The 17,508-nt window shown below is 71.3% G+C and carries 21 protein-coding genes; 14 read left to right on the top strand and 7 right to left on the bottom strand.

Annotation, left to right across the window (positions count from 1 at the left end):
* Positions 1-18: 18 nt before the first annotated feature.
* A complete protein-coding gene (tsaA, locus tag ABZ780_RS21750; RefSeq protein WP_357001883.1) occupies positions 19-441 on the bottom strand; it encodes a tRNA (N6-threonylcarbamoyladenosine(37)-N6)-methyltransferase TrmO in 423 nt (140 codons plus the stop codon).
* A gap of 61 nt (positions 442-502) precedes the next feature.
* On the opposite strand from tsaA, the gene ABZ780_RS21745 reads away from it, so the two are divergent.
* The 3 genes from ABZ780_RS21745 (at position 503) to ABZ780_RS21735 (ending at position 3,133) form a co-directional block, all read left to right on the top strand.
* On the top strand, positions 503-970 hold the full coding sequence (locus tag ABZ780_RS21745; protein WP_357001880.1) for a VOC family protein: 468 nt from the start codon (positions 503-505) through the stop codon (positions 968-970).
* Entirely contained in the window at positions 957-2,069 is a 1,113-nt protein-coding gene (locus ABZ780_RS21740) for a DUF3626 domain-containing protein (RefSeq protein ID WP_357001877.1), read from the top strand. The genes ABZ780_RS21745 and ABZ780_RS21740 overlap by 14 nt, the downstream gene beginning before the upstream one ends.
* Positions 2,070-2,419: 350 nt before the next feature.
* Positions 2,420-3,133: a hypothetical protein gene (locus ABZ780_RS21735; protein WP_357001875.1), complete on the top strand. Its 714-nt coding sequence runs from the start codon at positions 2,420-2,422 to the stop codon at positions 3,131-3,133.
* 69 nt (positions 3,134-3,202) lie between these two features.
* Here the strand turns inward: ABZ780_RS21735 and ABZ780_RS21730 are convergent, their stop codons facing one another.
* Positions 3,203-4,570 (bottom strand): hypothetical protein, encoded by a 1,368-nt coding sequence (locus ABZ780_RS21730; RefSeq protein WP_357001873.1) that lies wholly within the window; start codon positions 4,568-4,570, stop codon positions 3,203-3,205.
* Positions 4,571-4,749: 179 nt separating this feature from the next.
* Here ABZ780_RS21730 and ABZ780_RS21725 point away from each other — a divergent pair, with 179 nt between their 5' ends.
* The 5 genes from ABZ780_RS21725 to ABZ780_RS21705 all read left to right on the top strand — a co-directional run bounded on the left by ABZ780_RS21725 (position 4,750) and on the right by ABZ780_RS21705 (position 9,815).
* Positions 4,750-5,061 (top strand): MazG-like family protein, encoded by a 312-nt coding sequence (locus ABZ780_RS21725; RefSeq protein ID WP_357001870.1) that lies wholly within the window; start codon positions 4,750-4,752, stop codon positions 5,059-5,061.
* A gap of 668 nt (positions 5,062-5,729) precedes the next feature.
* Positions 5,730-6,290: a hypothetical protein gene (locus ABZ780_RS21720; protein ID WP_357001867.1), complete on the top strand. Its 561-nt coding sequence runs from the start codon at positions 5,730-5,732 to the stop codon at positions 6,288-6,290.
* Between the two features lie 691 nt (positions 6,291-6,981).
* Positions 6,982-7,932, top strand: coding sequence for a hypothetical protein (locus ABZ780_RS21715; protein WP_357001864.1), 951 nt, complete (start codon positions 6,982-6,984; stop codon positions 7,930-7,932).
* 58 nt (positions 7,933-7,990) lie between these two features.
* Positions 7,991-8,965 carry a pirin family protein gene (locus tag ABZ780_RS21710; RefSeq protein WP_357001861.1) on the top strand — a complete coding sequence of 325 codons (975 nt, stop codon included), beginning with the start codon at positions 7,991-7,993 and terminating at the stop codon, positions 8,963-8,965.
* Between the two features lie 181 nt (positions 8,966-9,146).
* The gene (locus tag ABZ780_RS21705; protein WP_357001859.1) at positions 9,147-9,815 is read left to right on the top strand and encodes a hypothetical protein; all 669 of its coding nucleotides are present in this window, start codon (positions 9,147-9,149) and stop codon (positions 9,813-9,815) included.
* A 254-nt stretch (positions 9,816-10,069) separates the two neighbouring features.
* Here the strand turns inward: ABZ780_RS21705 and ABZ780_RS21700 are convergent, their stop codons facing one another.
* Together ABZ780_RS21700 and ABZ780_RS21695 are read right to left on the bottom strand one after the other, a co-directional pair.
* On the bottom strand, positions 10,070-10,738 hold the full coding sequence (locus ABZ780_RS21700; RefSeq protein ID WP_357001856.1) for a DUF1345 domain-containing protein: 669 nt from the start codon (positions 10,736-10,738) through the stop codon (positions 10,070-10,072).
* Between the two features lie 33 nt (positions 10,739-10,771).
* Positions 10,772-11,047 (bottom strand): DUF2795 domain-containing protein, encoded by a 276-nt coding sequence (locus tag ABZ780_RS21695; RefSeq protein WP_357001853.1) that lies wholly within the window; start codon positions 11,045-11,047, stop codon positions 10,772-10,774.
* Positions 11,048-11,207: 160 nt separating this feature from the next.
* On the opposite strand from ABZ780_RS21695, the gene ABZ780_RS21690 reads away from it, so the two are divergent.
* From ABZ780_RS21690 to ABZ780_RS21670, 5 genes are all read left to right on the top strand, one after another.
* Positions 11,208-11,618, top strand: a complete 411-nt coding sequence (locus tag ABZ780_RS21690; protein ID WP_357001851.1) for a DUF2267 domain-containing protein — start codon at positions 11,208-11,210, stop codon at positions 11,616-11,618.
* A gap of 219 nt (positions 11,619-11,837) precedes the next feature.
* Positions 11,838-12,860: a TerC/Alx family metal homeostasis membrane protein gene (locus ABZ780_RS21685; protein ID WP_357001848.1), complete on the top strand. Its 1,023-nt coding sequence runs from the start codon at positions 11,838-11,840 to the stop codon at positions 12,858-12,860.
* 76 nt (positions 12,861-12,936) lie between these two features.
* The gene (locus ABZ780_RS21680; RefSeq protein WP_357001845.1) at positions 12,937-13,536 is read left to right on the top strand and encodes a sulfite oxidase-like oxidoreductase; all 600 of its coding nucleotides are present in this window, start codon (positions 12,937-12,939) and stop codon (positions 13,534-13,536) included.
* Positions 13,529-14,308 (top strand): ferredoxin reductase, encoded by a 780-nt coding sequence (locus ABZ780_RS21675; RefSeq protein WP_357001843.1) that lies wholly within the window; start codon positions 13,529-13,531, stop codon positions 14,306-14,308. Before ABZ780_RS21680 ends, ABZ780_RS21675 begins: the two co-directional genes overlap by 8 nt.
* Before the next feature lie 41 nt (positions 14,309-14,349).
* Positions 14,350-14,637: a DUF6510 family protein gene (locus ABZ780_RS21670; RefSeq protein ID WP_357001840.1), complete on the top strand. Its 288-nt coding sequence runs from the start codon at positions 14,350-14,352 to the stop codon at positions 14,635-14,637.
* A gap of 32 nt (positions 14,638-14,669) precedes the next feature.
* On the opposite strand, the gene ABZ780_RS21665 is transcribed toward ABZ780_RS21670, so the two are convergent.
* The 3 genes from ABZ780_RS21665 to ABZ780_RS21655 form a co-directional block, all read right to left on the bottom strand.
* Positions 14,670-15,260, bottom strand: coding sequence for a carboxymuconolactone decarboxylase family protein (locus ABZ780_RS21665; protein ID WP_357487178.1), 591 nt, complete (start codon positions 15,258-15,260; stop codon positions 14,670-14,672).
* A 74-nt stretch (positions 15,261-15,334) separates the two neighbouring features.
* Entirely contained in the window at positions 15,335-16,054 is a 720-nt protein-coding gene (locus tag ABZ780_RS21660) for a VOC family protein (RefSeq protein WP_357001836.1), read from the bottom strand.
* 100 nt (positions 16,055-16,154) lie between these two features.
* On the bottom strand, positions 16,155-16,898 hold the full coding sequence (locus ABZ780_RS21655; protein ID WP_357001833.1) for a DinB family protein: 744 nt from the start codon (positions 16,896-16,898) through the stop codon (positions 16,155-16,157).
* A 94-nt stretch (positions 16,899-16,992) separates the two neighbouring features.
* Here ABZ780_RS21655 and ABZ780_RS21650 point away from each other — a divergent pair, with 94 nt between their 5' ends.
* Positions 16,993-17,319: a hypothetical protein gene (locus tag ABZ780_RS21650; protein ID WP_357487177.1), complete on the top strand. Its 327-nt coding sequence runs from the start codon at positions 16,993-16,995 to the stop codon at positions 17,317-17,319.
* Positions 17,320-17,508: the final 189 nt, after the last annotated feature.

Below are 17,508 nucleotides of genomic sequence, written 5' to 3'. Positions count from 1 at the left end.
CGCCGGCTGTCCGGCGGTTCAACGCTCGTCGGCCGCGCCCAACACCGGCTTGACGTCCAGCACAGGTGTGCCGTCCAGAGCCTCCAGGTCGGCGACCCGCAGGCGCAGCCCGTCCACGGCCAGCACCCGTACGCGGTGCAGGCCGATCGGGTTGGGACGGTGCGGGGAGCGGGTGCTGAACACGCCGGTCTCCGGTCGGGTCTCGTCGCCGCGCGGGTGCACCGCCAGCACGTCGCGCCGGGCGCGGTCCAACCAGGTCAGCACCAGCAGCTCCGCGCCGACCGACAGGTCGCGTACGGCCCGCTCGACCTGTGGGTCGAAGACCAGCCACGCTGCTGGCGCGCCCTCGTCGCCCTGCCGGGGCGCGCTCGCCGCGTCGGTCAACGGTGACACGACCCGGCCGACCGGGCGCAGCGCGTACGTGTCGTCTGTGTCGGCCATCCTCGTCCCCTTCCGGACTGCCCGAATCTACCGCCGCTGACCGACGTTACGATCTGCGGTCATGACCGCCGAACAGCCCACGCCCGTCGTCCGTCAGCTTCGCCTCGTGGTGGAGGCAGAGGACCACGAGGCCGCTGTCGCGTTCTTCCGGGACGCGCTCGGCCTGCCGGAGGAGGCGGCGTTCAGCGGCGACGGGGACGCCCGCGTGGTGATCCTGGACGCCGGCCGGGCCACGCTGGAGATCGCCAATCCGGCGCAGAAGCGCATGATCGACGAGGTCGAGGTGGGCCGGCAGGTCGCGCCCCGCATCCGGGTGGCCTTCGAGGTGGACGACGCCAGAACGACCACCGCCCGACTGGTCGCCGCCGGGGCGAACGAGATCGCGCCGCCCACGCTCACCCCGTGGCAGTCGCTGAACTCCCGCCTCGACGCGCCCGCCGACCTGCAGATCACCGTCTTCGAGGAACTGCGTACGCCGGAGGAGCGCGCCGGGCTGGACGGCTTCGGGACCGGACGTGACGACGACTGAGTCGGCCGGGCCCACCGCCGGGACGCTCACCGTGGCGCAGGCCGCGGCGCTGGCGTACGTCCGCGGCACCGCTGGCGCCGAGCGCCCCGCCGCGCTGGCCGCCCTCGCCCGGGATCTCGCCGCCGCCGGCATCGGGCACGGGCCGCAGCGGCTGCTCGCCGCGGTCGACTCCGTTGGCCGGCTCACCGTCAACTTCCATCCGGATCGGCTGTGCGCCGACGGGCGGGCCGTCGCCACCGCACTGGCCGAGGACGGGGTGTACCGCAGCCAGTTCGTCACCGGGATCTCCAACGGCGGGCTCACCGCGTACCCCGGCGGTGATCGGGACCGCTGGGAGCGGCGGATGTTCGACGGCGCGTACCACCGGCCCGGGGTGACCCCGGAGCAGCGGCCCACCTACGGCGGCCTCAACCTGCTCGACCACGCGGACGGCGCCTGCCCCCGCTTCGGCTCCTGCCACCTGCGGCTACGCCCGGCGGTGCTGACCCGGGCGACCTTCTGCCTCGGCGACAGCCACCTTGGCCCGCGTACGGCGGGCACCGCCGATGCCTTCGAGGCGGTGCTCGCCGGGCTCGTGACCGGCACCGCCGCCACCGGTGAGTGCCTGGGCCGCACCGGCACGGACGTCGCGGCGCTGGTCCGGACACTGCTCGACGGGCCGAGCACCGCGCCCACCGTCGGTCGCGCGCTGGACGACTACGTGGAGGCCCAGATCCACGGCGTCCTCGACCTGGCCCAGGACGTCGAGGAACTGGTGGCCGACCCGTCCTTCGCCGGCACCGAGACCGGCGCGACGCTGGTGTCGCTCGCTCGGCGCTACGGCCTCCCGCTGCGGTGGCACCCCGGCTTCACGCTGGCCGTCGACCGGGTCGACCCGGATTTCCGCGGCCCAGCGATCCCGGTGCTGGCGGAGCGTCTGCACCGGGAGTTCGCCCGGCCGGGCGATCCGGTGGACGCCGCCCTGATCGGTCGGGGCGCGGTGTCGGTGGTCACCGAGCCGGCCCGCTGGGCGGACCGGGGATCGGCCGTGGAAACCCTGCAGCACCTCAAGCAGCTCTGGCACGTCCTCGTCCGGTACGGCACACCAGCTGCCACCTGAGGGCAGATTGCCGCCGATTGTCCAGTTCCGGCTCGACGGGCCGGGCGTGATCCACTCCATATCCCCGACATGGGGGCATCGGAATGCCGGGACACCCCAGATCGCCGGCCTGGTGTGGGTCACGCCCGTCCGCCCGCGAAACTCGTCGACCCGAGGGCGCGGCTGAGTCGACTGTCCGATTCCCGGAGGTGACCGGGACCGCACCTCGTCCCAGGCTCGGCATATCCGGAATGACCGACAGGTCAGCCTGGTTGTGTCCCCCGTACCGCCGGAGCTAAAACCCGTCCCGCGGTCATCTCCCGAGGAGTGTTCACCCCGGAGCGCTCCGCACGATCGAAAGGGCAACCATCGTGAAGGCCGACTTCACTCGATGGCTCCCGGCCATCGCTAAGGACTCGTACCGCAAGACCGCGCTGAGTGTTCTCGGCGTGGCCGCACTGGGCGGCCTCGCATTCGGGCCGACCGCCGTCGCCGCCCCGGTCACCTCCGGGCCGCACGAGGGTGCGGTCGCCGCCATCGACCTCGCCACCGGCAAGGCCGCCACGTCGGCGCGCCAGGACGACCAGCCCGTCGAGTCGGGGCTGACCACCGGCTCCCCGACCAGCAAGCCGCCAGCCGGCAAGCCCAGCCGCGACGAGTTGATCCCGCACGGCGTCGAGGGCGCACAGTCGCGCGTCCCGCTCGACGACGCGCAGATCGACAACGCGCGGGCGATCATCGACGTGGCCAACAAGACCGGCGTCGGCGACCGGGGCGCGGTGATCGGCATCGCCACCTCGTTGCAGGAGTCGAAGCTGTACAACCTCGGCCACCTCGGCGCGTACAACGACCACGACTCGCAGGGCCTGTTCCAGCAGCGCCCGTCGTCGGGTTGGGGCACGCCCGAGCAGATCACCGACCCGGAGTACTCCGCCACGGCGTTCTTCACCGCCCTGAAGAACGTGGGCGGCTGGCAGGACCTGCCGCTGACCACCGCGGCGCAGACCGTCCAGGTCTCCGCCTACCCGTACGCGTACGCGCAGTGGGAGGAGCAGGCGGCGGACCTCGTCCAGCAGCTCTCGTAACACACCGCACGCACACGCCGGCCGGCCCCGATACGGGGGCCGGCCGGCGTCGTCGTGTCCGCGTACCGCTCAGCAGGCGGGGTAGAGGCGGCGGGTGCCGACACCGGCGGCGTACGCAGCCCGGTCACTGAACCGGCAGCCGTAGTCGGCGCGGGCCACCACCGCCGGGTCGACCACCGTGTCGCCGGCCGGTCGCTTGCCGGTGCGTACCCAGGACACCAGGTCGTCCCACGCGGCGCCGGCCTCGGCCGGGCTGAACTCGCAGTGCTGCGTGGTCCGGATGGCACGCTGCACCACCAGCCGGCTGCGACCGTGCCGCGCCACATCGGTGGCGTACGCCTGCTCCATGCTGAACGGCACGAACAGGTCACCCAGGCCGTGCAGGCTGACCACCGGCGCGGTCGGGCGGCCGGCGATCCGCGGCACCTCGGTCAACGTCGGCAGGAGCCGCTGCACGACGTTCTCCGGGGCGACCCGCCGCACCGCCGAGTTGACGTCGACGGGACTGTTCGGGCTGTAGCGGGTCAGCAGGTTGGTGGAGATCTGACCGGGCCGCTGGGCGGGGGAGGTGCCGCCCTCGGTCACCGAGATCGAGAAGAGGAAGTCCTTCCAGACCGCGAAGGCGGCATCAGCGCCGGGGCGTGGCCCGCCCGAGCGGTTCACCGTGATGGCCCGCAACTGCTTGCCCCGCTCACTGGTGGTGTCCGGCCCGGTGGGGGTGAGCCCCGCCAGGCCGAGCGCCACCTGGATGCGGGGCACGGCGTTGGTCAGGTAGTCGGCCGGCGTGGGATAGGCCGGCACCCCGGCGAGAGCCTGCGCGACCAGGTTGTAGTCGAGGAAGAAGTCGAGCAGCGTCTGGTCGCCGAGCACCCCGCACATCGGCAGCCCGCCGTCGTAGAAGCCGGGGTACTGCTCCAGCGAGCGACCGATGACGTACCCGCCCATCGACACCCCGGCGAGGTAGGTGCGGTGCGGTTTGCGCACCGTCCGTCCGAAGTGGTCGGCGAGAGCCTTCGTGCTCAGCACACCGGAGCGGATGTCGAAGCCGTTGCGGTCGTACGACGACGACGCCCACGCGTACCCCTGCGCCAGCACCCGCTGACGCAGGTCGTAGCTCGGCGGCTCCGGCGACAGCACCGTGCCCTGGCCCCGGTAGCCGTGCGCCCACAGCACCAGGTCACCGTTCCACCGGGCGGGAACCTCGATGATGTACGCGGCATGACGGTGCACGCCCTGGCGTACCGTCGTCGGTTTGCCGGCCACCACCAGCGGCGCCAGCGGAGGATTCTCGACCGTGTAGCCCGGCAGCGGCTGGCCGCCCCGGGGGTCGCGGTCGGCGGCGCTGGCCGGCGCGGCGCCAGCGAGACCGACCGCCAGGGTCAGCGCCGCGGTGGCCGCGAGCAGACGGCGCAGGGTGCGAACGGGTACGGACAGCATCGATGCTCCCCATCGGACGGATGTCGCCCGGGGGCGACCAGGCGGGACGGTTGCCTACCGGCCGGTAGCGCCCTGAACCTAGAACCGCCTTCGATCACTGTCAATGGCGCTACTGACCGCCCGATCAGGGACCGGCCCGGTCGCGAGGGCCGCGGGGGCGGTCGGGTTGACTGGTCGACGTGAACGAGTCGATCTGGGATGCGGCGCGCGCCTCGCGCAGATGGTTGGACGCGGCGAACGGCACCGGTCAGACGGAACTGACGTGTCGCATCCTCAAACTGACCGAGGAGGCGGGCGAGGCGTCGGCCGCCTGGATCGGCCTTCTCGGGCAGAACCCTCGCAAGGGCGTCACCCACACCCGCGAGGACGTGGCGGCGGAGCTGGCCGACGTCGCCTTCACGGCCCTGGTGGCCATCGAGAGCCTGGGCCTGGACGCGCAGACGGTGCTGGACAACTGCGCCACAAAGGTCCGCTCCCGCCTAACCGCCTAACCCGTGCCCGGATGGGCGACGGGTACGGGCCGCCCCGGGTCATTTGGGGCTTTTGTGCGGTTCATGGAGACTCCGGGGCGGCCAGCGGCGGCAAGGTGGGTTGATCGACTCGACATCGCCGATATCGCGGATCCCAGTGCCGTTGATACCCCGATATCGGCGATGTCGAGTGGATCATCTCCGAGCGGCCGGTCTGGTCGGTCGAGCCATGCCAGCCTGGGTGAAATGTCGCTCGTGGGTGGTTTCTGGGTGTGACCGGCGGCATCCTGGGGCCGGAATGGTGGCGGCCCCGGACGGGTTACATATCCTGACGATCGCAGTACCACCGGCCGCCGGCCCGCCCCCCACCCGGGGTTGGAATGCCAGGCCCGGCCCGGTCGTTACAACCCCCACGACCGACCGCACTGGCTCGACGGGCCCCGGAATGACTTCGGCCCTCGGGTCGTTGCATCCCCCACGATCGAGGTTCGACGTGTGGATGGGCCGCCCCCGGAATGACCCCGGCCCGCCGGTCGTTACACATGGACCCGGCGCCACGAGCCCCCGCCCGTAGGCCGCCGAACCCCAAGACTTTCCCCCTTGTATGTGCAGCGCCGGACGAGGTGCTCACACCCGCGCCACCGTCCCCTGGTGGGTGGGTGTCCTTACCCCCGAAGGAGCTAACCCTCATGAACACGATTATTCGTAAGAGTGTGCTGTCTGTTGCTGGTCTCGCGTTCGCCGGTGGTGTGTTCGCCGGTCCGATCGCCGCCCACGCCGCCGCGCCGGCTGTGGATGCCAAGCCTGTCGCCGTGGCCGTGCAGTCGGTCAAGCCGCAGGGCGAGCAGTCCCGGATTCCCCTGAACGATGAGCAGACCTCGAACGTGAAGGCGATCATCGCCGCGACGAAGAAGGCCGGCCTGCCCGAGCGCGCCGCGGTGATCTCGATCGCGACGAGCCTGCAGGAGTCGAAGCTGGAGAACCTGGGCCACCTCGGTGACCGTAACGACCACGACTCGCTGGGCCTGTTCCAGCAGCGCCCGTCCAGTGGTTGGGGTACGCCGGAGCAGATCACCGACCCCGACTACTCCACCACCGCCTTCCTCAAGGGCCTCAAGCAGGTTGATGGTTGGCAGGACATGCCGTTGACCGACGCCGCGCAGACCGTGCAGGTCTCGGCGTACCCGGACGCCTACGCCCAGTGGGAGCAGCAGGCCGCTGATCTGGTCGGCCAGTACTGGAACAGCTGACCCCCGTATGACACCGACCGCTGGCCGGCACCCCCACCACGGGGTGCCGGCCAGCGGCATGTCCGGGGTCTGGAGGCCAGGGCGTCGGCTTGGTGTGGGTCGGGTTGGCGCGCGACGCGTCGCTGGCTGGTGCGAGGTAGGTGGATGGCCTTGCCTCTCGTGGCGACGTGGCGACGTGGCGACGTGGCGACGTGGCGACGCGGCGACGCGGCGACGCGGGGCTTGGGCGATGAGGGGCAGCAGCACGGTGCGGTAGGCGGGGTGGGGAACAAGGTGGGGCGCTGGCTGGTTGTGACCGGTGTCGGTGTGACTCAGTGTCCCCGGGCCTCACCTAATATCGCCGTCGCGGAATACCGTCAGGCTGGAGCCGCGTCGCGCCACTCGCCGAGAGGCGACCTGCACACCGACACCAGCGCCGCCCCCGACCCACCCGGTCAGGGGCGGCGCTGTCTGTGTGCCCAACGGCTGACCGGGAGCCCCGACGTCATTGGTGCCGGCAGCGGAACACCTGGCCCCGGAGATTGGGGTCCGGTCACCCGAGCGCCGGTCGCGCGGCGAGTGACTGTCGGCCAACGACCTTGTCCGATAGGCGGCGGCCGGCGACAGAGGGGAGTGGCATGGTCGGCGCGGAGTGATCCGATCTGCCGGTGGGTACGTATCCACTGCCGGGGACCGGCGGAGGGACGCAGACATGACCGCAGTGGGGAACGGAACAGACCGTCAGGTGGAGTCGGATCCGGAGCCGCCGGGTGAGGGCGGGCGGCGGCAGAGGTGGTCCGTCGGTGCTCGCCTGCTGTTGGCGGCCACGACCGTCGTGCTGGTCCTGGGGGCCGCCGCCGTGGTCGTGATCATCGCTGATCCGTATCACCTCGGCATGACCTACTCCAGCACGCCCGACAGCAGCCAGAACGACGGCAGACAGAACGACGGCAGACAGAACGACGGCAGACAGAACGACGGCGGCCAGAACGACGGCACTCGCCCCGACGGCACTCGGCCGGGCGGCGAGGGCGCGTCGGCGGTTGCCGAGCAGGCGGTGACGGCGCCGGTGGCGGGGCGTACGGAGGCAACCTTCGTGCTCGTGGACGGCCTGGCCTCTTTCGATCTGCGCGTGGCTGACCTGGGTGACGACCTCTACCGGATCAGCAGCCCGGCCGGGTCGAGTGTCGCCGTGCGGCCGGCGGTGCAGGGTGAGACCGTCCGGCTGGGCCTGGCGGATAGCGGCGCGTCCGGGGAGCGGGCCGCGCGGGTACTGCTCAACGAGCGGGTCGCCTGGCGTCTGCACCTCGTCGGTGGGGTGAGCGAGCAGGTGCTGGATCTGGCCCGGGCCCGGCTGCTGGGCGTGGAACTCGAGGGCGGGTCGGCTCGCAGCGAGCTCATCCTGCCGCCGGTGCGCGGCGGCACGATGACCGTGCGGTTGACCGGTGGGACCAGTCAGCTCGACGTCCGGGTGCCGGGTGGGCCGCCGGTGCGGGTACGGGCGAGAGTAGGTGCCGGTTCCGTCGCGGTGTTCGACGAGCGCTGGGCCGGGGTGGCCGCTGGAGCGTTGTTGAGTACGCCGGGGTGGGACCGGTCGACGGAGCGGCTCTTCCTGGACCTGGTGGCGGGCGCCAACATCGTCACGGTGAACGCCGCGCGGTGACCGTCCGGGCTCGCGGTTGACGGGGGAAGCGCGTCAGGTGGGAGCGTACAGTCGGGCGGTGGAGCGTACTGAATCGATGCTGGCAGAGACCCGACCGCCTGGCGTGGCCGACGTCGATCCGGGCAGTGTGTTGCTGCCTGGCCACGACGTGCCGCTGGGCCGTTACACGACGGTCCGTCGGCTGTTGCCGCAGCGTCCCCGCCGGATGGTCGGCGCCTGGTGTTTCGTGGATCATTTCGGCCCGGACGACGTGGAGCAGCGGCCCGGCATGGAGGTGCCGCCGCACCCGCACACCGGCCTGCAGACGGTGACCTGGCTGCTCGACGGCGAGATCATCCACCGGGACAGCCTCGGTAACGTCCAGCCGATCCGGCCGGGTCAGCTGAATGTGATGACCTCCGGGCACGGCATCTCCCATTCCGAGCGGTCGCCGGTCACGCACCCGCCGGTCATGCACGGCGTGCAGTTGTGGGTGGCGCTGCCGGATCCGGCGCGGGCGGGTGCCGCGGATTTCGCCCACCACGCGGACCTGCCGCGCTGGCGCGACGGCGAGGTGGACTTCACCCTGCTGGTCGGCGACTTCGACGGGCGGCAGTCCCCGGCCGTGGTGCACACCCCGCTGGTGGGCGTGCAACTGGAGCTGAGCGGTACGGCGCCGACGACGCTGTCGTTGCGGCCCGATTTCGAGTACGCCGTGCTGGCGATGTCCGGGTCCGCCGAGGCGGCCGGGGTCGGGTTCGAGCCGGGGGCGCTGCTCTACCTGGGTACGGGCCGTGCGGAGCTGACCGTTCGCGGCGGGTCGGGGGCGCGGTTGCTGCTGCTGGGCGGTGCGCCGTTCGAGGAGCCGCTGGTGATGTGGTGGAACTTCGTGGGCCGCTCGCACGAGGAGGTCGCCGCCGCTCGGGAGGCCTGGATGGCCGGGGACCAGCGCTTCGGCGTGGTGGCCGACGATCCGGCGCCGCCGCTGCCGGCGCCCGCCCTGCCCACCACCCGACTCAAGGCCCGCGACCGCACCGGCAGCCTGCACGGCTGACCCGGCCGGACGCCCGACGCCCGGCACCGGACAACGGCCCGACGCCCGAACGCCGAAACGCCCGGCGCCGGACAACGGCGTGCGACTGACGACGGCGTGCGACTGACGACGGCGCGCGACTGACGACGGCGTGCGCCCGCGGCGCGGCGTGTGACCGACGACGGCGCGGGTAGTCGCCGGCATGGCGACCACTCTGATCACACCCGTGGAGGACCGGAAGCGCCTGGCCCGCCGGCTCGCCGGCAGTGGGCGGGGCTTCGCCGAGCAGTACGGCTTCCGGGTCACCAACAACCCGGCGAGCCTGTTCCAGGTGCTCTACCTGGCGGTGCTGCTGGCCCGGCGTGGTGACTTCCGTCGGGCGGTGGACGGCGCGCGGGCGTTGCGCGACGAGGGGTGGGACAGCGCGGCCCGGCTGGCCCGTTCACTGCACGAGGACCGGGTGCGGGTGCTGCGCGACAGCGGTCAGCGTGGCGACGTCGACGCGCTGGCCGACGTGCTCGGTGACCTGGCCCGCACGGTCGTCGACCGGTACAGGGGTGACCTGCGCCGGTTGCGTGCTCTCGCGCACCACGACCCGACCCGGGAGCGGCGTCTCCTGGCGGAGTTGCCCGGCGTGGACGACCAGGTGGTCGACTTGTTTCTGCGCGAGGCGCAGGCGTTGTGGCGGGAGGTGGCTCCGGTGGCCGACCGACGGGCCTTGGCGGCGGCCCGCCGGCTCGGGTTGGGCCGGTCGACGGACGACCTGGCCGGCCTGGCGAGCGGCGAGTCGGAGCGGCTCGCGTGGCTGGTGGGGGCGCTGGCCCGGGTTGATCTGGAGCACCGGTACGCGGAGGTGACCGGCCGTCCCTGACGTGCGTTGGCCCACAGTTCGGCGAAAACTGACCGTACGGAGGATGGTCTGTCGTATGGTTGGACCCGGCAGTGCTGGCCGCTCGGTTCGAGCAGGCCTCCACCGCCGGGTGGACGCGAACCGGTTCGGGCGCGATTCACCGCCTGGGCAGGTTTGCGTGGCGCCCCTGGTCGCGGTTCGTGGCCTCGGGGCGCCCGCCTGTCCCGGCGCTCCCGACCCGCGGTGACGCGGGCTCGGTCGAGCGCCCCGCATCCTCACCGGGCCAGGCCGGCCAGCAGGTTAACCGTGACGGCGATGATGAACGCGCCGAACAGGTACGACAGCATCGAGTGCCGCAGCACGGTCCGACGCATCTCGTTGCTGGTGAGGTTGGTGTCGGAGACCTGGAACGTCGTCCCAATGGTGAACGCCACGTACGCGAAGTCCGAGTAGCGGGGCGGTTCGGCCTGGTTGAAGTTCACCCCGCCGTCCGGGCCGGTGTAGTAGATCCGGGCGTAGCGGGCGGCGAACACGGTGTGCACGACCAGCCAAGAGAGCAGCACGCTGAGCACGCCCAACCCGCCGTACAGGTCGCGGACCAGGCCGGGTGGCGCCGCGTGCGCGCTGGCCACGACCAGTCCCACGGCGAGCAGACTGGCCAGGCAGGCGATCAGCAGGACCACGTCGCGGATGGCCCGGTTGGGATCCTCGTAGACGGCGAGCCGGGCGGTCCGGGTGGCGTCCAGCGGCCAGATCTTGCGCCACACCACCACCAACCAGCTGAGCGCGGCGGCATCCCAGCCGGCCAGCGGGGCGAGCGACGGCGACAGCGCGACGGCGAAGACGCCGCCGGCGACGATCCCGACGACGGCCACCACGACGAGCTGCACCGAGGCCGGGGTGTGTCCGTCCGGGCTGCGGGACAGCGGATGTCTGCCGGTCATCCGCGCGGCCCGGCCGGATCTGTCACCGCCGGGTCAGATGCCGCGCAGATGTTGCGACACCCGGTTGTGCGTCTTGTCCCGGGCCTGTGCGGCCCGCTGTGCCGGGCCCACCTCGGGTGCGGCGTCGATGCCGGCCGAACGGGCCACCTCGTTGCCGTTGGCGTAGTCCACCGCCGGCGGTAGGGCGCGCAGCGCCTTCAACACGTCTGGCGGTGCGCCCTCCCGCTCGGCCTCGCGGACCACGTCGTCCTTCTCGGCCGGGTAGTCCAGGCTCGACAGGTACTGCAGGACGTCGGCGTAGCTCGCCATGGCAGCGGCTCCTCGGGGCATCGATGTGGTCACGACCGGCGGCGGTTACCCGCCCGACACCCGCTCACGCCGGGTCGGCGAAGGAAAATCCGGTGCCGTTTCCATCGCGCCGCCGCGGGTACCCGCAGGCGCGCCGTCGACAAGCCCGAGGGGGTACGCGATGAACTACGACACCTTCATCGACCAGGTTTCCCAGCGCACCCGGACGTCGTCCGAGCAGGCGGTCGAGCTGACCCGTGCGGTGCTGGAGACGTTCGCCGAGCGGCTGACCGGCGGCGAGGTGCTGGATCTGGCCGCGCAGTTGCCGAAGCCGTTGCAGGTGGTGGTGAAGCCGAGCCCGAACACCGAGCAGGCTGACCGGTTCGGGGCGGCCGAGTTCGTCGCCCGGGTGGCGTTGCGTGCGGATGTGCGGGAGCCAGCCGCCCGCGATGCCGTCCGGGCGGTTTTCACCACGCTGCGCGAGGCGATCACCGGAGGAGAGTTCGACGACGTGGCGACGCAGCTTCCCCGTGACTATCGCGACCTCGTTGAGCAGGCGATGGCCCCGGGCGCGACGTTGCGCCGCGCCTGAGAATGACCCCGCGACCATGTATGTACAGCGGTTGGTCAGGGCAACCATCGGTGTCCCGCTTGGCGCGACGATTCAGGCTGGCCTAACCTGGTGGCGCGAGGGGAGTACTTCCTACGAACCATACCGGTCAGTACGGCGCGCCCGGCGTGCCTCGGGTGGTTGCCCATCTCCGATGGGTGAAGGAGACCTCGAACATGACACGGTGTTCGAGGAGACCTCATGACCGAATTGTCACCCCTGTCCGCCGCGAGTTCGCTGTCGTCGGTGGGCACGCCCACCCTCTGGGCGGTGACGATCGTCGGCGTACTGGTGCTGCTCGTCCTGGACTTCCTGGTGACCCGCCGCCCGCACGAGGTGTCCATGCGGGAGGCGATCGGCTGGTCGGCGTTCTACATCGCGCTGCCGCTCGCGTTCGGCGGCTGGGTCTGGGCCCGCTACGGCTCCCAGCAGGGCGTGGAGTACCTGACCGGTTACCTGGTCGAGAAGTCCCTCTCGGTCGACAACCTCTTCGTCTTCATGTTGCTGCTGGCCGCGTTCGCGGTGCCGTCCGTGCTCGCCCAGCGGGTGCTGCTCTACGGCATCGCCGGTGCGCTGGTCCTGCGGGGTGTCTTCATCGCCCTGGGCGCGGCGGCGCTGCAGACCCTCGACTTCGCGTTCCTGCTCTTCGCGATCATCCTCATCGCCACCGCCGCGAAGCTGCTGCGTGACGCCCTCTCCGGGCACCAGCAGGAAGTCGACATCAACAAGATGCGCTCGGTGAGGCTGCTGCGCAAGATCATGCCGGTGGTCAAGGAGTACCACGGCACCAAGATGACCGTCCGGCAGGGCGCGCGGCGGGCCCTCACCCCATTCGCCCTGGTGGTGGTGGCGGTGCTGGCCACCGACATCGTCTTCGCAGTCGACTCGGTGCCGGCGGTCTACGGCATCACCGAGGACCCGTACCTGGTCTTCGCCACCAACGCCTTCGCCCTGCTCGGCCTGCGGGCGCTCTACTTCGTCCTGCACGCCGCGTTGAGCCGGCTCGTCCACCTCAGCTACGGCCTGGCGATCATCCTGGCGTTCATCGGTCTCAAGCTGGGCCTGCACTGGGCGCACGGCATCTGGGACGGCGTTCCGGAGATCCCCACCCTGGCCTCGCTCGGCGTGATCATCGGTGTGTTGGTGGTGGTCACCCTGACCAGCCTGCGCGCCACCCGGGGCCAACAACCCGACCGGCGCGAGGTCGTCTCCGAGCGGCACTGACCCCGGCACGCCGGGGCGACGAGGGGGTACGCGGGAAAGCTCCCGCCCCGGCCAACGCGGGTGGTACGACTGTGCAATGGGAATCGTCTCACCGGGCTTCCAGGGTCGGCCCCGATCACAGGAGCCGACCCTGCCACCTGGGCAGTACCTGACCGAGGACTTCCCGGTGCTCTCCGCCGGCCCGACGCCCCGGGTGTCACTGGACACCTGGGAGTTCGTCATCTCCGCCGAGAACGGCACCGAGCGCCGGTGGTCGTGGCAGGAGTTGATGGCGCTGCCGCAGGAGACGCCGACGGTGGACATCCACTGCGTCACCCGCTGGTCGAAGCTCGGCACCACCTGGCAGGGCGTCTCACTGGACACCCTGCTCGACGGTGTGGACACTGGCGCGCACTTCGCGCTGGCACACTCGTACGGCGGCTACACCACCAACCTGCCGCTGGACGACCTGCGCGGCGGCCGGGCCTGGGTGGCGCACACCTTCGACGGCGCGCCGCTGCCACCCGAGCACGGCGGGCCGGCGCGGCTGCTGGTGCCACACCTGTACTTCTGGAAGTCCGCCAAGTGGGTGCGCGGCATCCGACTCAAGACCATGGACCAGCCGGGCTTCTGGGAGACCGCCGGCTACCACGACTACGGCGACCCCTGGCGCGAACAGCGGTACCAGGGTGACTGAGCGCGCGGTCGCGACGGGCACCGAACGCCCGGCGCCGAACCGGTGGCAGGTCGGCCGGCTGGTGGAGCGCCGGGTGGAGACGCGGACCGCGCAGACCCTGGTGCTGGAGGTGCCGGACTGGCCGGGGCACCTGCCCGGGCAGCACGTCGACCTGCGGCTGACCGCGCCGGACGGCTACCAGGCCGCCCGGTCGTACTCGATCGCCGGGCCGCCGGTGGACGGCCCCGGCGGGCCGCGCATCGAGGTGACTGTGCAGCGGGTGCCCGACGGCGAGGTGTCGCCGTACCTCATCGATGTCTTTGGGACGGGCGACCCGGTGGAGGTGCGCGGACCGCTCGGCGGCTGGTTCATCTGGCGGCCGGAGGAGACCGCGCCGGTGCAGTTGCTCGGCGGCGGCTCCGGTGTGGTGCCGTTGATGGCGATGATCCGCGCCCGGCGGGCGGCGGGCAGCAAGGTGCCGTTCCGGCTGCTGTACTCGGTGCGTACACCCGGGGATCTGATCTACGGCGACGAACTGCGCCGCCGGGCCCGCGACGACTTCGGGCTCGACGTGGCGTACGTCTACACCCGCGAAGCGCCCGAGGGATGGCGCGGCGAACCACACCGGATCGGGTTGGCCGACGTCAACACCCACGGCTGGCCGCCGGATCTGGAACCGCTCACCTACGTCTGCGGCCCGACCGGGTTCGTGGAGACCGTGGCCGACCTGCTGGTGGGGTTGGGCCACCCGGCGCGGCGGGTCAAGACCGAACGCTTCGGCCCGACCGGTTGACCGCCCCTTTTCCCGCCCCGCCGCATCGTCGAGGAGACCCGATGACCGAGATGTCGTACCTGGACGGCAACATGCTCGACGGCCCGCTGCGCGAGCTGTTCACCGTCGACCTGAGCACCACGACGGGCCGCTGCGAGAACTGCGGGATGACCGGCTCGATGGCCAGCCTGCACGTCTTCTCCAACGCCCCGGGCCTGGTCGCCCGCTGCCCGTCCTGCGAGGAGGTGATGCTGCGGCTGGTCCGAGGGCCCGACCGGGCCTGGCTGGACATGCGCGGCACCACCTTCCTCCAGGTCCCGATGCCGATGGAGCAGCCGCGCCCGGCGTGAACGTCGAGCGGTGCGGGCGAAGCGTCCGTCGGCTACGCCCGCGCGGCTGTGCCGCTCGGCTGCGCCAGCGGCGCCAGACCACACGACGCGGCGAGCCCCTCGGCCTCAATGCCGAACGCGACGTTGAATCGCGCGAACTGGTTGGTCAGGGCCACCCACGCGGTCAGCTCCACCAGCGCCGGCGCCCCGAGCTGTGTGAGTAACCGGGCGGACAATTCGTCGGTGACGGTCGGCGGCGTCTGCGTCATCGCCTCGGCGTACTCCAGGACGTCGCGCTCCAGCGGCGTGAAGACGTCCGACTCGCGCCAGCGTGGCACCTCGCGGGCCTTGGTGATGTTGAGGCCCTCGTTGTGCGCCTGGAAGTAGCCCAGGTCCAGGCAGAACGAACAGCCGATCAGCGATGCCACCGCCATGTGGGCGTACGACTTCAGGTTCTTGTCGCACTCGTTCCACTTGCTGGCTCGGCGACCGAGGCCGAGGTTGAACTTCAGTACCGGCCGGTTGTGCCACATCACGCCGAGCCCGTCCGGCACCCGGCCGAGCATCTTCCTGCTGAACCTCTTCAGGACGGCGCCGTAGAGGCCGGTGATCTCGGCCGGGGGAATCCTGGTGTCGCCGGTCATGGCTCCTCCTCGTCGGTGGTCTCGGCATTGAGACACCGGCGGGGGTCGACCTGTGACAGCGCGGCGGCTGGGGGTCATCGCAGCGCGGCGGCGATGTCGGCGGCGTTCTCGAACGCGGGTGCCGCCCGCTCGGCCTCATCCCCGGTCAGCACGACACGGTCGACGCGGGCCAGCATCTCGGCTGCGGTCTCCTGGTCGTGCAGCACCATCGCCAACTCGGCGCGGTAGGCCAGGGCCTCCACCTGCGCCACCGGGTCGTCGTCGGCCTCCGGGCGGGCCAATGCGCTGTCGAGGATCCGCACGGCCTGTCGGATGTCACCCCTGGAATCGGCCTGCACGACCGCGTTCGACAGGGCCTTGGCCAGTCGGCCGGCAGGCGCCGTCGCTGGCAGGGGAGCGGCGGCGGCGTTGTGAACGACGCGGATCCAGTTGCCGCCCGGGTCGATGACGCTGAACCCACCCAACCCGTCCTGGTTCTTGCGAGCCCGGGGCCGGGTCATCCGAGGCGTACCGGAGATCAGCACCTTGCCGTAGGCGGCGCGCATGCCGGCGGCGAACGACCGGTGCAGTCCCTCGAGGTCCGAGGTGAGGACGAGGCACGAGCCGTAGGACTGCTCCGGGTCGAACCCGGCGATCTCGAAGAAGTGCAGATTCAGGTCCTCTCGCTGCAATGCCACATACGGGTTGGGTTTGCGCTGCTTGTACGTCGTGCCGAAGCCGAGAACCTCGTAGAACGACACGATGTCGTCGATGGACGCGCACGGGAGCAGGGGGACAGTCACCTCGTTGGCCATGCCTCAGTTGTAGGCGTCGCGCAGCGCCCACCGCACATGGAAACAGCCGATCAGCCCTCCCCGGCCATCCGATCGGCCGATCGGTTGCCGTCACTGTCGATCACGGATGGGCGGAGATCGGCTCGTCGCTCTGCTTGTCGATGTCACGCACCGCGAAGCGGAGATGCTCCCACTCCTCGTCGAAGATCACGTGAAGGCAGTGCAGGACCGGTTCCTGATGGTCGGGTGACCATGGGGTGGGCCGAGGCTCGGCGAGCAGGTCGGGCGTGACGGTGGCGAGGAAGTCCCGCACCATGGCCTGCCGCTCGCCGCGCAACTGGAGGACCTCGGCGAAGGCTGGCTGCTCGGCGACGAACACCGACGTGTCGAAGCCGTCGGTTTCGTACTCGACGTGTGGCTGGCCGAGCGGGTGGAACGGCTGCGGCAGGCGCAGGATCGCCCTGCCCAGCCAGGCGTCGGTGGCGAAGGCGAGGTGCCGCAGCGTCTGCGCGAACGACCACTCGCCGTCGATCGACACGTGGACAGCGCTCTCGGGCATGGACGTGACCCGGTCGGTCGCCGCCGCCCAGGCCTGCTCGATCGCCGCCCACGCCGTGCGTAGGGCGGCTGGTTGCGTCGCCTGCTTCAACTCGCGCCCCGGGAACCGCCGGTTCAGCTCAGCCTCCACGAGGGGCACGACATCGACACCGTTGACCAGGAGTGCGCCGTCAGCCAGCCACGGTGCGTCGATGTCGAGCCCTCGTACGTCGACGCCGCGCATCACCGCCCCGGCCAACGTCGACCTGTTGAATCTCGCACCCCGCAGGTCCCTGTCGACGAACGTCGCGTAGTCGTCCTCGGCCATCGTGCCCTCCCCGTTGACTGTCAGGCCGATGCTAGGGGCCCGGACCGACAGTCCGAGGGCAACGCCGTCAGCGGGTTTGGCAGATCATGGCGGCATGACCGGCATCGTCGAGATCCACATTCCACTGACAGCGGCTCCGGACGGTGCGCCAGGCGCCTACGCGTACCCCTGGATCGACCGGGTTGAGGATTTCCTCGTCGAGTTGGAGGACGAGGGCGCGGTCGAGGTGTACGACGACGGCGAGGAACACGGTGACGCGTACATCTTCTTCATCAGCGGTGCGGACGAGGCCGGCCTGCTGGCCGCCGCGTCCCGGGTCGCGACTCTCGACGGGGTGCCGACCGGCGCGTTCGCCATGGTCACCGACGAGGCGGCACCAGAGTTCGGCATGGGACGAAGAGTCGCCTTGCCGGTGTCATGACCGTACGGCCGCGGTGGCCCTGCCTGGCTGGTGGCCTTGCCTGGCTGGTGGCTCCCGACTGCCGGGCCGGCAGCTTGCCTGGCCGGGCCGCCGGCCAGTCCTCCTGGCCGGCGGCCCGCCGCCGAATACTCGGCTGCGGGAGATGCGTCTCACCCCTAGGCTTTCGCTCCAAGAGCAGACCGGGCGCCT

Origin of the sequence: Micromonospora sp. NPDC047467, assembly GCF_040643095.1 — a bacterium.
Lineage (GTDB): Bacteria > Actinomycetota > Actinomycetes > Mycobacteriales > Micromonosporaceae > Micromonospora.
This window is presented reverse-complemented; position numbering and strand designations above follow the sequence as displayed.